The organism is Fuscovulum ytuae, from assembly GCF_029953595.1.
Taxonomy (GTDB): domain Bacteria; phylum Pseudomonadota; class Alphaproteobacteria; order Rhodobacterales; family Rhodobacteraceae; genus Paragemmobacter; species Paragemmobacter ytuae.
This window is the reverse complement of sequence record NZ_CP124535.1, coordinates 640,150-655,632: the sequence shown is the minus strand read 5'-3', so window position 1 is coordinate 655,632 and position 15,483 is coordinate 640,150. Positions and strand designations below refer to the sequence as shown.

Below are 15,483 nucleotides of genomic sequence, written 5' to 3'. Positions count from 1 at the left end.
CATGTGATGAAATCCGAATATCGTCTTGGCATCGACGCAGGCGGCACCTTCACCGATTTCGTTCTGGCCGACCGGACAGGTCAGGTTCGGCTTTACAAGGCACTCAGCACGCCGCAGGACCCCACGCTCGCTATCCGCAACGGGTTGCAACTGATCTCGGAAGATCTGGGCGTCCCGCCCGAGGCGGTGGTGTCGAATTGCGACCTGTGCATCAACGGCACCACGGTCGGGTTGAACGCGCTGATCACCCATAAAGGTGCGAAGACCGGTCTGATCTGCACTGCGGGGCACGAAGATTCGCTGGAAATCCGTCTGGGCCACAAGGAAGACGGCTATCGCTATGATCCGGAATATCCGCCCGCCACGATGCTGGTGCCGCGCTATCTGCGGCGCGGGGTGCAGGAACGGGTGCTGTCGGATGGCACAGTCCGCATTCCCCTGAGCGAAGACGACGTGCGCGCGGCGTGCGAGCTTTTCAAGGCCGAAGGGGTAGAGACAGTGGCGATCAGCTTCGTCTGGTCCGTGCTGCATCCCGAACACGAGGCCCGCGCAGGCCAGATCGTGCGCGAGATGTTGCCCGATGTGGTGCTGACGCTCGGGTCAGAGCTTTACCCGCAGGTGCGGGAGTATACGCGCACGTCGACCGCCGTGGTGAATGCCTATCTTGCCCCGATCATGAAACGCTATGTTGAGGCGGTGGATGGCTATTTCCGCGCGCTGGGGGCGAAACAGCCGGTGCGTTACTACCAGTCAAACGGGGGCCTTGCCATCGGGCAGGCCATGACGGATCGGTCGGTCTATGCGATCAATTCCGGACCTGCCTCTGCCCCGGCGGCAGGCCAATATGTCTGCGCGCCCTTCGGCAAGACGGATGTCATCACCGTCGACATGGGCGGCACCTCGTTCGACATCACGCTGACCAAGGATGGCAGCACCAATATCAACAAGAATATCGACTTCCTGCGCTATCGCATCGGGGTGCCGATGATTCAGGTGGAAACGCTGGGTGCGGGCGGCGGGTCCATCGGTTGGATCGATGAGATGGGGCTGATGCAGATGGGCCCGCAATCGGCGGGGTCCGATCCCGGGCCGGCCTGCTATGGTCAGGGTGGCAAGCTACCAACCGTGTCGGATGCCAACCTGGTTCTTGGCTATCTGAACCCCGACGGTCTGGTGGGTGGCCGCCTGCCCCTGGACGCTGGTAAGGCGCAAGAGGCGATCCGCGCCCATCTGGCTGATCCCTTGGGCATGAGCGTGGAACGCGCAGCCTATGGAATGTTCACCATCGTCAACGCCAATATGGTCAACGGCATACGCCGCGTGACGGTGGAACGCGGTTATGACCCGCGCGACTTCGTGCTGGTTGGCGCGGGTGGCGCGACGGCCGCACATATCACGGCGCTGGCCGATGCGATGGGGATCGACACCATCGTTCTACCAAAGCTTGCCTCGGGCCTTTGCGCCTTTGGCCAGATCATCAGCGACGTGAAATACAACTACATGGCCACGGCCCCCCTGCGGCTCGACAATGACGCGGCCTATGCGCGGATCGACAGCCTTTTCGCACAGATCGAGGCGCAAGGGGTGGACCATCTGAAAAGCGACGGCTTCAAAGGCCGCGATATCGTGACAAAGCGCAGCCTCGATATGCGCTATGTCGGGCAGGTACACGAATGCACGGTCGAGATCGGGACCTTCAAGGTCGACGCCAAGAGCATCGCAAAGATCAAAGAGGCGTTCCACAAGCGGCATAAGGAACTTTACACCTATGCCGAACCCGCCTCGACCGTCGAAGTGGTGAATATCGAAAGCACCCTCTACGGCGTGGTCGACAAGCCCGAACGCATGAAGATCGGCAAGGGGGCCAGCCCGGCCAAGGCGTTGAAAGGGCATCGCGACGCGGTGTTCAGCGCCGATGGCAAGCGCATCAAGACGCCGATCTATGACGGGACCCCCTTGGGGGCCGGGGCCACGATCAAGGGGCCGGCGGTGATCGAAGAGATCACCACCACCATCGTCATCGAACCGGGTTGGACCGCAAAGCTGGATGCCAGCGGGTCCTACCTCATCACCCGTGACCGGAAAGGAGCGAAATGACCGCGCTAGCCGCTGACAAGGTTTCGGTCGCCTTCGCAGGGCTCAAGGCCCTGTCAGAGGTGGACCTGACGGTTACACCGGGCCAGATCGTTGGGCTTATCGGCCCGAACGGGGCCGGAAAGACCACCCTTGTCAACGTGCTGACCGGTTTTCAGGCCATGACGGAAGGGGAGGTTCGATTGGACGGGCAACCCCTTTCCGGCCTGAAACCGCATGAGGTACGCCGCCGGGGTATCGCGCGCACCTTTCAGGGCGGACGGCTGTTCCGCGACCTACCCGTCATCGACAATCTGGAGGTGACGGGGGTCGGTCTGGGCCAATCGCGCGCCGCCGCCATCGCCGAGGCTGAGGAGATGCTGGATTGGGTCGGCATCTCCCCCTTGGCCAACCGCATCGCGGGCACCCTTCCCTATAGCGACGAACGCCGCGTGGCGATTGGGCGCGCGCTGATGGGGCGGCCGAAATACCTGCTGCTCGACGAACCCGCCGCGGGCATGAGCGCGCAAGAGGCCACGGACCTATCTGCCCTGATCCGCCGCATCGCGGGCGAAATGGGCTGCGGCGTGATCCTGATTGAACACAACGTTGGGCTGGTGCTGGGCCTGTGCGACCATATCGTCGTGCTCGACTCCGGCGCCGTCATCGAAACCGGCACCCCTGCCGCCATCCGCGCCAGCGAGACGGTCCGGCACGCCTACATGGGCACCGCGACCGACACCGACCTTCCTGTGATGGAGGTCGAGACATGAGCCTTCTGTCGCTGTCCAACATCTCGGTTCGCTATGGGCGGCTGACGGCGGTGCGGGGGGTAAGCTTCACGCTGGCCGAAGGCGAGATGCTGTTCATCACCGGGCCGAACGGCGCGGGCAAATCCTCGCTTCTGCGGGCGATTGCCGGGGTGACGCCGCCTGCGGGCGGGCGCGTCGATTTCGCCGATCACGACATCACCGGGCAGGCCCCCGAAGACATCGCGCGGCTGGGCCTTTCCATGGTCCCAGAGGGCCGCGATGCCTTTGCGGGCCTGACAATCGAGGAAAACCTCATGGTCGGCGCGGGCATGCATGCGGGCAGCAGGGGGTGGCGCGCGCGGGCGGCCAGCGAATTGGAAGCGGTCTATGCCACGTTCCCCATCCTCAAGGACCGGCGGCACACCCAGGCAGGGCTTCTCTCTGGCGGACAGCAGCAGATGCTGGTCATCGGGCGCGCGCTGATGACAACCCCGCGCCTTGTGGCCATCGATGAGCCCAGCCTCGGCCTTGCGCCCAATATCACCGATCAGGTCTATGAACGGCTGGCCACGCTGCGGGCTGAGCGCAAGCTGACACTGCTGATCGTCGAACAATCTTCGACCCGCGCGATGATGGCGGGTGGGCGGATGATGCTGATGCGCGGGGGCGAGATCGTGCTGGATGGCGATGCGCGTGCCCTTGGCCAATCTGAGGCGATGCAGGCCGCCTATTTCGGATACGGAGATCACGGATGATGCAGGTCGTCTTCGACGCGCTGTCGCTGGGATCGCTTTACGCATTGGGGGCGTTAGGGATCGCGCTGATTTTTGGCGTGATGCGCCTGGTAAACTTTGCCCATGGCGATGTGATTGCCTTCTGCGTCTTTGCCCTGCTCTGGCCATCGGTCGATGCGGTGGCGATCATTTTTGCGGGCAATCTGCCGTGGTATCTGCTGATCCCCTTCACGCTCTTGGTGGGCGCAGGTCTTTCGGTCCTCTCCGAGGCCCTCGTTTTCCGCCGCTTTCGCCGCGCGAACCCTGCCACGATGATGATCGCCTCTTTCGCGCTCGGCTTCGTAATCCGCTACTTCCTGCTGATGCTTTTCTCCAGCCGCCCGAAAAGCATCTCGCTTCTGCCGGAACTCAGCCAGCCGATCGAACTTTTCGGCGCACGAATCCCACTTTTGCAGTTGATCACCATCCTTGTGACCATTGCCGTCCTGCTGGGCCTAACGGCCTTTCTTCGGCGCACCCGGTTCGGGCTGGAAATGCGGGCCGCGGCCGAGAATTTCACCATGGCGCGCGTCTTGGGCGTCCGCGCCAATCGCGTGATCATGGGTGCCTTTGCCCTGTCTGGTGCGCTGGCGGCCGCCATCGCCCTGATCCTTGGATCGCAGACCGGAACGGCCAATATCATGATGGGGGCCAGCGTCATGCTCATGGCCTTCATCGCCACGGTGATCGGTGGCATGGGCAGTCTTGCCGGGGCGGTGATCGCAGGCTTTGCGCTGGGGGCGATTGCCACGGTGATGCAGGTCATCCTGCCGCCTGACGCGCGGGCCTTCCGCGATGCCTTCGTCTATGGGGCAGTAATCCTTGTGCTGATCTTCCGGCCGCAGGGCCTGCTCAGTGCCCGCAGCACGAAGGAGCGCGTCTGATGGCCCGTTCTGTCGCCCGCCGCACCATCCTGACGCCGATCCTGCTCTCGTCCCTTCTGGTGGCTTTCGCGCTGGCCGCATGGCTGGCCGGATCGCGGCCCTTCAACCAGACGGTCATCGACATTTTTCTTCAGGTGATCTTCGTCGTCGGCCTGTTCACCTTTATCGGGAATTCCGGCGTCATCTCTTTCGGGCACATCGCCTTTGCCTGTCTTGGCGGCTATGTCGCGGCCTGGACCACGATCAAGCCGATGATGAAGGGCATCTCGATGCCCGGCCTGCCCAATTGGCTGATGCAACTGGAGCTACCCTTCTGGGTCGCGGCCCTTGCGGGTGGGGCTTTCGCGGCCTTTTGGGCGCTGGTCTTCGGGGCGGTGCTGATGCGGCTCTCGGGCATCGCGGCCTCCATCGCGACCTTTGCCATGCTCGCCATGGTCAACTCCATCTATTCCAACTGGGACAGCGTGACGGCGGCCACCTCTTCCGTCGTGGGCATTCCCATCGTGCGCACGGTCTGGCCCTATCTGATCGCAGCCATTCTGTCTGTCTTCGTCGCTTGGGCCTTTTCCATCAGCCGCCATGGTCTGGCGCTGCGCGCGGCACGCGACGAACCCACGGCCGCATCGGCCAGCGGCGTGGATATCACGCGCGTGCGGCTGGTGGCCTTTGTCATATCGGGCGCGATCATGGGCGCGGGTGGTGCGCTTTACGCCCACTCAATTGGGCTTGTGACGCCCGATACCTTCTACCTCGGCCTGACCTTCACGACGCTGTCGATGCTCGTCGTGGGCGGCATGGGCAGCCTGTCCGGCGCGGTGATCGGCGTTCTGATCCTGTCCAGCCTGATCCAGGTCCTGCGCTGGCTGGAGGCGGGTGTGACCATCGGCGAAGGCAGCTTTGCCCTGCCCGGCGGCGTGCAGGAAATCGCGCTGGGCGTGGTGATGATCCTGATCCTCATGTTCCGGCCTGCCGGAATCATGGGCAACAGCGAACTGACCGGACGGATATTCCGGTCTGAAAAACCGGGGACACCCGGATCAAACGACGCAAGTCAAACAACGGGAGATCAGAGATGAAAAGACTGACAGCGATCCTTGCCGCGACGACCTGCCTTGCAGGCGCGGCCTTTGCCGATGACGATCGGATCGTGGTGGGCTTCGCCACCGCCGAGACGGGCTTCATGCAGGCCTATGACAAGCCCGCACAGGATGCTGCGATGATCCGCATCGAAGAGATCAACGCCGCAGGCGGCCTGCTGGGCAAGCAGATCGAGGTGGTGAATGCCGACACCAAAACCGACCGCGCCGAAGGGGCCAAGGCGGGCCTTTCCGTGATCGATCAGGGGGCCGATATGGTGGTCGTGTCCTGCGACTATGACTTTGGCGCCCCGGCCGCGCTGGCCGCGGAGTCAAGCGGCCTGATTTCCTTCTTCCTCTGCGCGGAATCGGTGAAGGCGGGCATTCAGGGCGTGGGGCCAAACTCCTTCTCGGCCTCGGTCCTTGCGGCCGTCCAAGGCGCGACGATGGCCGAATGGGCCTATAACAAGAAAGAGGCGCGGACCTTCTATCGCCTGCTCGACACCTGGACGGAATACAACAAGGGCATCTGCGACGGCTTTGATTGGATGATGCCGAAACTGGCCGATGCCACACTGGTGGGCGAGGATACCTTCCTGAACGAAGACGCCTCCATTGCCGCGCAGATCACCCGGATCAAGTCGCTGCCCGAAGAACCCGATGCCATCATGCTCTGCACGATGATGCCCGGGGCGGTTTCCGCCATCAAGCAGATCCGCGCGGCGGGCATTAATTCGATGATCCTGAACGGATCGGGCGTAGATGGGTCCTACTGGTTGTCGGCCGTGCCCGACCTGTCGAACTTCTTCGTCCCGGTTCAAGGCTCGATCTATGGCGATGACCCGAACCCGGACGTGACGGCCTTCAACGCCAAGTACAAGGAAGCCACGGGCGGCGATCCCTCGACCCAATATGTCTATCCGGGCTATGTGATGATTGATGTCTGGGCCAAGGCCGTGGAACGGGCAGGCACCACTGAAACCTCTGCCGTGGTGGCGGAACTGGAAAAGATGAACGGCGAACCCACGCTCTTTGGCCCGCGCACCTTCACCAGCGAACTGCACCACCAGAACCAAGCGCGTTACCTGATCGTCGAAACCAATGCGGGCAAGCCCGGCGTGGTGGATGAATGGACGATCTCGGAGCCGATCCCGGTTGCCGATCTGATGAAGTAAGGCCATAGGCCCGAAGAACGGCCCCGCCTTTCGCGCGGGGCCGTTTCCTTTTCACCCCCGCGACTTGCGATAGCTGTCCTTCACCGCGATCAGTTCACCATCGAAGGTGAATACGTCGCAGCCGTGCACATCGACCTTCGCCCCGTCGCGCGTCACGCCACGAAAGCGCCATGTCGACAGACCCGTGTCGCCCATCACGGCATGCGCCCCCTCGCCCCATTCTGCCTGAGGGAAGGCGTCAAAGATCGCGGCATAGGCCGCGCGCACCGCATCGCGCCCTTGATGCACCGCCCCCTCTGCCAAAGGCCCCGCAGAGGCGTGAAAGGCGCACTCCACCGCCATACAGGACATCAGCGCCTCCAGATCGCGGGCATTGAAGGCCGTCATCAAGGCCTCCATCGTCGCGCGGCGGCGATGGGCCAGCGCGTCATCCACCACTTCCACCTCAAGGAAAGCCAAGGGGGCGGTGGACGATCCGTTGGTCACATTATGCTCCACCCCCACCCGGCGGGAATAGGGCACGCCCTGCCGCAACTCCGCCCGCGCGGCCTGCCCGCCCGGCAGGTCGAGCGCAAGCGTACCATCCGTCAACGGCACGATCACATAATCATGGCCATGCCGATGCCAGCCGGTTTCCGCACCGGGGGCGAAACGCCATTCCGTCACCTTGAAACGGTCGTCATCGATATGAACGATCGGCTGCGCCTGTTCCGGCATGTGAAGTCTCCCCTGATATCCTCGGCACAGAATAGGCGCATCCATCAGCCGCAGATAGCAATTTCAACCTGACGAAAGCCTAAGCGAAAAGCTTCGTTCCCAGCCAAACAAGCGATATCAGCACAGGTTGATGGATCAGATAGACGGCCAGCGAATGCCGCCCCGGCCAAGCAAGGCGCTGTATCCAAGCCGCAGGTTGCCAGACAGCCAACCGCGCCCAAAGTCCCGCCCGATCCATCGCCTTGGCGATGGTCATCCCGGCCAAAAAGGCCGCGAGCCATGGGAACACCGGGACGAAATCCATAGACCAAGGCACCTTGGTGCCAAGCCCCGTCCACACCAGCCAAAGCGGGTTAAGGGCATCAAAGGCCAGGGTCCGATCCGCCACCACCACCGCCACGGTCAGCATCGCAAGGAACGCCCAAGGCAAACCGACCAGCGCCATGCCGATCAGGCTGGCAAAGGCTATGGAATGCAGGATGCCGAAGAAGATGAAGGCCTGCGGCAGCACCGCCAAGGTCGCCCCAGATACCACCAGTGCCGCACCTGCCACGCGCAAGAACCGCTTCCGAAAGGCAGGCCAGCGCCGCCCCTTGCCATGGGCAAGCACAAGACTCAGCCCCGCCAAACAAAGGAAACTGCCCGCCACGACCCTTGCAAAGATCGCCCAACCGCCCGTGACGGTTGTGCCGGGGTCCAGATGTCCAAAAAGTTCCAGATCGAAGGTGAAATGAAAGACCGCCATGCCCAACAGCGCAAGGCTGCGGGCAAGATCGACGGCGACCAGACGATGCCCCTTGCTTTCGTTCAAGAATCGTCCCCTCGGCAATCGCGATGCCTTGTTTCTGAGGGGTTTCCAACCGGATCACAAGCGCAACACCGGGTGGCCCACCCCTGCCCCGCGACCTTTCGCGGATTGACTTCCCACCCCGCCTGTGCGCCCATCATGACAGGGAACCGGGACGAGGCGTAAACCTCGCCATACAGATGTCAGCCGAGTACGACGATCAAAACGCCATATCCACGATTGCCGAAACCTTGACGGGTGGCCGTCAAGGCCCGGTCAGCCGAGAGCATGTAACAGCCTTGGCGACTGAAGTGCTCCGTCAGGTTGCACGCCGCGCGGTCGAGGTGCGCCGCGCCAAAGACCGGGCCGCCGTCCTTGTGGCCGCCATCGCCCTGACCTCCGGCACCGAGGAAGAGGCCGCGGCCGCGCTGGAATCGCTCGACGATCCGTTGAACGGGCTGGACTGGTTCCTTGCCGAGCGCCTAGGCCCCATCGCAAAGGAGATCGGCATCCTTTGGAACAGCGACAAAGTGTCGTTCCTTGAGGCGACAGTGGGCGCGTCGCGCATCTATTCCTATCTGCGCTATCGCCGCCGCCCGCCCCTGATGCCGGATCGCGGCGTACGCAAATCGGCAACCTTTGCGCTCGTGCCGGGGGATATGCATACGCTTGGGATTTCCGCCGCCACCGATGTCTTCCGCGCCCGCGGGTGGGATATCACCCTGCTGATCGGTCAAAGTCATGACGAGTTGAACAGCCATTTCGAAACTTCGGAAGATATGCTCTTCGGCTTTTCGGCAGGGTCCGACCATTCTCTTGCCGCACTAGGTCGGTTGGTTGTCGCGCTGACCGTGGCACGCCCTGCGGCCCAGGTCATGGTGTCGGGCCAGATCGCAACGGAACCGAGTGCGATTCTTGCGCTTCCGGGGGTGGATTTCTGCGATGCCGAATTGGAAGGCGCCTGCCGCTGGTTCGAAGCGCAGGTGGTTGCCCATCCCGGCTGATGGCCCGGCCAAAAGCCACGCTGAAACGCAAAGCGCGCCTGCCTAATTCGATACCTTCGATGCCCCGCCCTGCCGGTTTGACAACCGCCGAGGCGATACCCCGTAGCGTTGGCGAAACGCCTTGGTAAAGGTATTCGTCGCGTTGAACCCGCAGCCATATGCCACTTCGGCCACGGGAAGATCTGTCTCGGTCAACAAGGCGCGGGCACGTTCCAATCGCAACCCGTTCAGGTATTGCTTTGGCGACATCCCGACATAGCGCTGAAACAGTCGCTCCACCTGACGGCGCGACACGCCCATCGTGGTTGCCACGGCCTCGATATCTACGCCCTGTTCTAGGTTTTCCTCGAATTTACGGATCACCTCCACCAGCACGGGGTTGCGTATGCCAAGGGTCGAGGACAGCGACATACGTTGCCGCAGATCGGCAGGTCGCTGCTGACCGTGCAGACACATCTTCAAGACGGCATCTGCCAGTCGATCACCATAATTCTTGGCTACGATCTCGATGAACAAATCCGTTGCCGCCGCCCCCCCGGCACTGGTCAGGATGCGCCCGTCAATACAATACAGCTGCTCTAAGGGACGCAGATGGCCAAAGGTTTCCACAAAGGGGGGTAGGTTCTCCCAGTGCAAGGTAAAGCTGCGGCCTTCCAAAATGCCCGCTTTGGCCAAGGCATAGGCCCCGGTGCAAAGCCCGCCGACCGTGCGGCCCATCCGCCATTGCTGGCGCAGCCAATCGGCCACCTTGCGGCTGGCGGATTTCTCAGGCTCCACCCCCGCGCAGACAAAGACCATCGCCTTTGACTTCGTGTCGCCCAAGGGGCCATCGACCTGCAACTTGACGCCATTTGAACAGCCCACCGCCGCCCCTGTTTCCGACAGAACCTCCCATTCAAACAACATCTGGCCCGCCAGCTGGTTGGCAATCCGCAACGGTTCGATGGCCGAGGAAAAAGCGATGAGAGAGAAGTTCGGCAAAAGCACAAAGGTCATCTGCACCGGTTCAGTGACCTTGGGCACCGGCACATGGGCCACACCTTTGGGAACGAAATTTGCCGTCATGCCCCGCTCCATCCCGCTGTCATCCGCTTTGCTGGCCCGCATCCCGCGCGGCAAACGCCCAATCGCGAAAGGCCTGCGCCGCCCGCGCCTGCATTGCCTTAGCTCCCGGCCCTGCCACGAGGTGATAGCCATGATCTTCCAGCACCGAAAGCGCCGAAAGCTGCACAAGCCGCCCCGCGGCCAGATCATCGCGGATCATCGCTAAGGGGCAAAGTGCCACGCCCTGCCCCGCCAAGGTGGCGGCGCGCAATAGGTTGAAATCTTCAAAAACCGGGGCGGCGGGCTGCATCGGCAAGGGCACCCCCATCCGCCGAAACCAAGCAGCCCAACCCGAATGATCGGTATCATGCAAAAGACCAAGCGACAGGTATTCCGACGCACGCTCCGGCATTCGCCCGCCTTGCAAGATCGCGGGGCTGCACACGGGCACACTCGCCCCCGGCAGGAATGGCTCAGCTTCCCCTTCGGCAAGATCGGGCCGCCCCTTCGCAAAGACGAAGGCCAGATGGACATCGCGGAAATCGATGTCCCTTCCATGCATGGCATAGACCACCCTTATCTCCACCTCCGGGTGCGCCGTCCGAAAATCGGACAGGCGCGGGATCAACCAGCACACCGCCACCGATGGGATGGCCGCGATGACCAACGGCCCCGCCTTCATCCCCGCTTTGGCACGCCCACAGGCGGCCTCCATCTCGGCCAAAGACAGCCCCACCGCCCGCGCCAGTTCCGCCCCATGTGGCAAAAGGCGTGGCCGCCCCCCGTCGCGATCAAAAAGCGGCCCGCCCAACCATTCCTCCAGATGCCTTATCTGGTGGCTGACCGCCGACTGCGTGACGAAAAGTAAATCCGCCGCTGCCTTGAAAGACCCTGTTTTCACCACTGCATCCAAGGCCCGCAAGGCGTTTAGTGGAATCTGCATGACGCGCGCCCCAAGGACAAATGAGATTTTCTCATCCATCGCATGAGAAAGCCTCTTTTGACAATCGCCCCAACGAAGGCGAACTGTTCGCCGCAAAAGCATCACCCGACGGAGGCCGGAAATGGAACGCGAAAGACTGCAAAACTACGTGGGCAATGGCGACCGCCCTGCCCCCACCTTCTCGGATGCCGAAATGCAGCGTCGTCTGGACGCGATCCGCAAGGTGATGGCCGACAATGGCATCGATGCAGCGCTCTTCACGTCCTATCACAACATCAACTACTATTCTGACTTCCTGTTCTGCCAATTCGGACGGCGCTATGGTCTGCTGGTGGATCACACGATTTCCACCTCCATCTCGGCGGGGATCGACGGGGGCCAGCCGTGGCGGCGTACCTTTGGCGGGCGCAACGTCACCTATACCGACTGGCAGAAGGACAACTACTTCCACGCCATTCGCCAACTGACGGCAGGGGTAAAGCGGCTGGGGATCGAATACGATCACATCACCATCGACACGTTAAACCTGCTGAAGTCCGAATTCCCGCAGATGGAATTCGTCGATATCGCCGCCCCGGCCATGCGCCTGCGGATGATCAAATCGGCCGAAGAAATCGCCCATATCGAAAAGATGACGCGTATCGCCGATATCGGCGGTGCCGCCTGCGTCGAAGCCACCCAAGTGGGCGTGCCTGAACATGAGGTGGCGCTGCATTCCACCGCCACCATGGTGCGTGAAATTGCCCGCATCTGGCCTGAGGGCGAACTGATGGACACCTGGACCTGGTTCCAGTCTGGCATCAACACCGACGGCGCCCATAACCCCGTCACCAGCCGCAAGATCGAACGCGGCGACATCCTGTCGCTCAACTGCTTCCCGATGGTCGCGGGCTATTATGTGGCGCTGGAACGCACGCTTTTCGCAGAAACCGCGACCGACGAACACATCCGCCTGTGGGAATTCAACTGCAAGATCCATGATCGCGGCAAGGAGCTGCTGGTGCCGGGCAACAAGTGCAGCGATGTCGCCAAAGAGCTTAACGCAATGTATGCAGAGGCGAGTCTTCTGCAGTACCGCTCCTTCGGCTACGGCCACAGCTTCGGCGTGCTCTGCCACTATTACGGCCGCGAAGCCGGGCTAGAACTGCGCGAGGATTGCGACACCGTCCTCGAGCCGGGCATGGTCGTTTCGATGGAACCGATGATCACCATCCCGAACCACTTGCCCGGCGCGGGCGGGTATCGGGAGCATGACATCCTCGTCATTACCGATGACAACAACAAGGGCAACCGCAACATCACGGGCTTCCCCTACGGACCGGATCACCTGATCGTTGGCAAGCGCGGCGCGTAAGGACCGCCATACGGATCAAGGCGGGGCCGCTGCATCCGGCGGCCCCGCCCCGTCGCCGTGACGTGGATCGGTTCTTTGAACCTCCTTCACGGGCCAGACTTCCAAAAGGCCGCAAAGTATCACCAGCGCGCCCCCGATCACCTCGCTCCGCGACAGGGTTTCCCCCGCAAAAAGCGCGGCCGTAACGGCACCAAAAATCACTTCTGTCATCAGAAGGATGCCAACCCGCGCTGGGTCCAGCCGAAGCGCAGCCCACATCAGCGCAGCGATGGACAAGCCCCACCACAATGCCCCGGTCAGCATCACCTGAACTGCAACGGCAAAGCGGTCGCCCTCGGCAATAAGGGGAAAAGGTTCAAGAAAGGGCGCGAACAGGACCGAGGTCACCGCAGCCCCGATGGCGAACAAAAAGGCCGCAGGCGCGGGCGGCAGCGTTGATCGCAGCCGCATTCCTGCCGTGGCAAAGGCCCAGATCAGACCACCGACGAAGGCCATCCATTCGCCCAGACTGCCGGGCAGCGGCACCCCATCCTCGCCCCCCAGCATGATGAACAGACCCAAAAGGCCCGCCGCAATGGCCGCAATCCGCAAGCGCGGCACCTGCCAGCCCAGCAGGAAACGGGCGATCAGCACGCTCCAGACCGGGCTGAAGAACCACAAAAGGACAATCAAGGCCACGCGCCCATAAAGGAAGCCGATGGAATAAAGCGCGAATGCCGCCCCTCCCAGCGCCAGCGCCAACACGCCCACTCGATCGGCCTGCCGGATAGCAGCGCCATGCCGCCAAAGTGACGGCAACAGCACCAGCGCCGCCGCAAGCGTGATCGCCCCCGTCCCCCACGCCCCGTCAAGCCCAAGATCGGCAATCGCGCGGACAGGCAGCCAATAAAGACCCCAGAAAATGCCAGTCACCAATACGATGGCCGAGGCAATGAAGGTGGTCCCCATGTCTTTCGCACTCTTTGCAAATCCGCGCCGACAGCACCTTGCCCCCACGCCAAATGCAAGGGCGAAATCGACCACGTGCGACCTGTTCGTCGCTGTCCCTTTCTGCGGGAAAACCGCCCCTTGGCGATAATGGTGCCCCCAGAGGGGCTCGAACCCCCGACCCCCTGATTACAAATCAGGTGCTCTACCAGCTGAGCTATAGAGGCACGATGGTTCAGATAACCGCTTTCCCGTCCCCTTGCAAGGCGCGGTCAGGCGCGGTTTGCGCGGGCCAGCGCCGCCACGGCGGCAAGGCCTACGGCCATCACAACCAGCGCGGCCGGGGCGGCTTCGCCCAGCCGCTCAAGACTTGCCAACTCGTAGACCCGGGTAGCCAGCGTATTGAAATTGAAGGGCCGCAGCAGCAACGTCGCAGGCAATTCCTTCACGCAATCCACGAAGACGACCAAAAGCGCGGTTGCCACCGACCCGCGCATCAAGGGCAGGTAAACCGCTCCCAAGGTGCCGCCTGCGCTGCGTCCCAAAGACCGCGCCGCCATCGGCAGATTGGGCGAGACGCGCCCGAAGGCCGCATCCACCGCGCCCTGCGCGATCCCGAAAAACCGCACGCCATAGGCCAGGATTATGGCACCCGCTGTCCCCGTCATGATCAGCCCCGGATCCCAGCCCGTCAGCGCCAGCACCCCATCCGCGACCCGGTTATCCAAAGCCGCTAACGGCACCAGAAGCCCCACCGCAAGCACTGCCCCCGGCGCCGCATAACCCAGCGTTGTCAGGGGCAGCACGACCCGCGCCACCCCCCGTCCCGCCATCCGCACGGCATAGACCAGAAAGAGCGCCGCCCCCACCGTCAGCACCGCCGCAAGGCCACCCACCAAAAGCGTGTTCCCAAGCGCCTTGAACAACCCCGGCGCAACCCAAACATCGGGATTGTCCAGCGAATGATCCAACATCACCGCCACCGGCAGCAGAAAGCCCAAGGCAAAGGGCAAAAGGCAAAGCGCAAAGGCCATCCAACCGCGCGTGCCAGACAGGATCGCCCGCTCCACCGGGCGCTGCGCGCGCCCCATCCGATAGAACCGCGCGTTGCGCCGCCCCGTCCGCTCTAACGCGACCAGCAGGAAGATCAACATCAGGATCACACCCGCGATCTGCGCCGCCCCGCCCGCATTATTGCCGTTGAGCCACGTGGAAAAGACGCCCGTCGTCAGGGTCTGGATGCCGAAATAATTCACCGTTCCGTAATCGGCGACCGTCTCCATCAAGGCCAGCGCCACGCCTGTCGCGATGGCAGGCCGCGCCAAGGGCAGGCCCACGCGGAAGAACAGACCCCAAGGCCCCGCCCCCAAGGCGCGCGCCACCTCGTATCCGCAACCCGACATTTCGCGGAATGCGGCACGGGCCAGAAGATAGACGTAAGGGTATAGCGCAAAGGACAGCACAAGGATGGCCATCTCCGCCGATCGCACCTCAGGGAACCAGTAATCCCGCGCGGTCTCCCAACCCATCGCGGCGCGCATCGCCCCCTGCACAGGCCCCGCATATTGCAGGAAATCGACAAGCGCATAGGCGCCGACATAGGCCGGAATCGCCAAAGGAAACAGCAGCGCATGGTCCAGCCAGCGCGACCCCGGAAAACGATACATCACCACCAGCCATGCCGCCCCCGTGCCCACAACCGCTGTCACGATCCCGACGCCCAGCATCAGATACAATGTCGTGCCGAAATAGCGCGGCAGCACGGTAGACAGCAGATGTGGCCAGATGTTCTCGGTCGGATGCAACGCGATCCAAAGAACCGACAGCATCGGCGCCAGAACGATACCCGCAATCACCACAGCGCCCAGCGACCAGCCATCCAGCCGAGGCAAGCGCAGAGGAATCCGACTGTTTTGCTCGGTCATCATGCGGCAGCAGATAACGGAAAGCGGTTTCCCTGTCCAGAAAAGCCCG

The 15,483-nt window shown here is 62.6% G+C and carries 14 protein-coding genes and 1 tRNA gene; 8 read left to right on the top strand and 7 right to left on the bottom strand.

The annotated features are described in order from the left end of the window. Positions 1–6: 6 nt before the first annotated feature. The 6 genes from capA to QF092_RS03200 are packed head-to-tail and all read left to right on the top strand — an operon-like array spanning position 7 to position 6,733. On the top strand, positions 7–2,097 hold the full coding sequence (gene capA / locus QF092_RS03225) for a caprolactamase subunit alpha (protein ID WP_281467583.1): 2,091 nt from the start codon (positions 7–9) through the stop codon (positions 2,095–2,097). Next, positions 2,094–2,846, top strand: a complete 753-nt coding sequence (locus QF092_RS03220) for an ABC transporter ATP-binding protein (protein WP_281467581.1) — start codon at positions 2,094–2,096, stop codon at positions 2,844–2,846. Before capA ends, QF092_RS03220 begins: the two co-directional genes overlap by 4 nt. Then, entirely contained in the window at positions 2,843–3,580 is a 738-nt protein-coding gene (locus tag QF092_RS03215; RefSeq protein WP_281467579.1) for an ABC transporter ATP-binding protein, read from the top strand. Before QF092_RS03220 ends, QF092_RS03215 begins: the two co-directional genes overlap by 4 nt. Next, positions 3,577–4,482 carry a branched-chain amino acid ABC transporter permease gene (locus QF092_RS03210; RefSeq protein ID WP_281467577.1) on the top strand — a complete coding sequence of 302 codons (906 nt, stop codon included), beginning with the start codon at positions 3,577–3,579 and terminating at the stop codon, positions 4,480–4,482. Before QF092_RS03215 ends, QF092_RS03210 begins: the two co-directional genes overlap by 4 nt. Then, positions 4,482–5,558 (top strand): branched-chain amino acid ABC transporter permease, encoded by a 1,077-nt coding sequence (locus QF092_RS03205; RefSeq protein WP_281467575.1) that lies wholly within the window; start codon positions 4,482–4,484, stop codon positions 5,556–5,558. The genes QF092_RS03210 and QF092_RS03205 overlap by 1 nt, the downstream gene beginning before the upstream one ends. Next, positions 5,555–6,733 carry an ABC transporter substrate-binding protein gene (locus QF092_RS03200; protein ID WP_281467573.1) on the top strand — a complete coding sequence of 393 codons (1,179 nt, stop codon included), beginning with the start codon at positions 5,555–5,557 and terminating at the stop codon, positions 6,731–6,733. The genes QF092_RS03205 and QF092_RS03200 overlap by 4 nt, the downstream gene beginning before the upstream one ends. A 51-nt stretch (positions 6,734–6,784) precedes the next feature. On the opposite strand, the gene QF092_RS03195 is transcribed toward QF092_RS03200, so the two are convergent. Both QF092_RS03195 and QF092_RS03190 read right to left on the bottom strand, forming a co-directional pair. After that, positions 6,785–7,450 carry a nuclear transport factor 2 family protein gene (locus QF092_RS03195; protein ID WP_281467571.1) on the bottom strand — a complete coding sequence of 222 codons (666 nt, stop codon included), beginning with the start codon at positions 7,448–7,450 and terminating at the stop codon, positions 6,785–6,787. Positions 7,451–7,529: 79 nt separating this feature from the next. Then, positions 7,530–8,261 (bottom strand): heparan-alpha-glucosaminide N-acetyltransferase, encoded by a 732-nt coding sequence (locus QF092_RS03190; RefSeq protein ID WP_281467570.1) that lies wholly within the window; start codon positions 8,259–8,261, stop codon positions 7,530–7,532. A gap of 176 nt (positions 8,262–8,437) precedes the next feature. On the opposite strand from QF092_RS03190, the gene QF092_RS03185 reads away from it, so the two are divergent. Further along, a complete protein-coding gene (locus QF092_RS03185) occupies positions 8,438–9,241 on the top strand; it encodes a hypothetical protein (RefSeq protein ID WP_281467567.1) in 804 nt (267 codons plus the stop codon). A gap of 42 nt (positions 9,242–9,283) precedes the next feature. Here QF092_RS03185 and QF092_RS03180 read toward each other — a convergent pair whose 3' ends face one another. Next, positions 9,284–10,348 (bottom strand): GlxA family transcriptional regulator, encoded by a 1,065-nt coding sequence (locus QF092_RS03180; protein ID WP_281467565.1) that lies wholly within the window; start codon positions 10,346–10,348, stop codon positions 9,284–9,286. Continuing rightward, a complete protein-coding gene (locus tag QF092_RS03175) occupies positions 10,326–11,228 on the bottom strand; it encodes a LysR substrate-binding domain-containing protein (RefSeq protein ID WP_281467563.1) in 903 nt (300 codons plus the stop codon). Before QF092_RS03175 ends, QF092_RS03180 begins: the two co-directional genes overlap by 23 nt. 121 nt (positions 11,229–11,349) lie before the next feature. On the opposite strand from QF092_RS03175, the gene QF092_RS03170 reads away from it, so the two are divergent. Beyond that, positions 11,350–12,582 (top strand): aminopeptidase P family protein, encoded by a 1,233-nt coding sequence (locus QF092_RS03170; RefSeq protein ID WP_281467561.1) that lies wholly within the window; start codon positions 11,350–11,352, stop codon positions 12,580–12,582. A gap of 15 nt (positions 12,583–12,597) precedes the next feature. Here QF092_RS03170 and QF092_RS03165 read toward each other — a convergent pair whose 3' ends face one another. The 3 genes from QF092_RS03165 to QF092_RS03155 form a co-directional block, all read right to left on the bottom strand. Beyond that, positions 12,598–13,530, bottom strand: coding sequence for a DMT family transporter (locus QF092_RS03165; RefSeq protein ID WP_281467559.1), 933 nt, complete (start codon positions 13,528–13,530; stop codon positions 12,598–12,600). Between the two features lie 130 nt (positions 13,531–13,660). After that, a tRNA-Thr gene (locus QF092_RS03160) sits at positions 13,661–13,736 on the bottom strand. A 45-nt stretch (positions 13,737–13,781) separates the two neighbouring features. Next, a complete protein-coding gene (locus QF092_RS03155; RefSeq protein WP_281469738.1) occupies positions 13,782–15,434 on the bottom strand; it encodes an ABC transporter permease in 1,653 nt (550 codons plus the stop codon). Positions 15,435–15,483 lie beyond the last annotated feature (49 nt).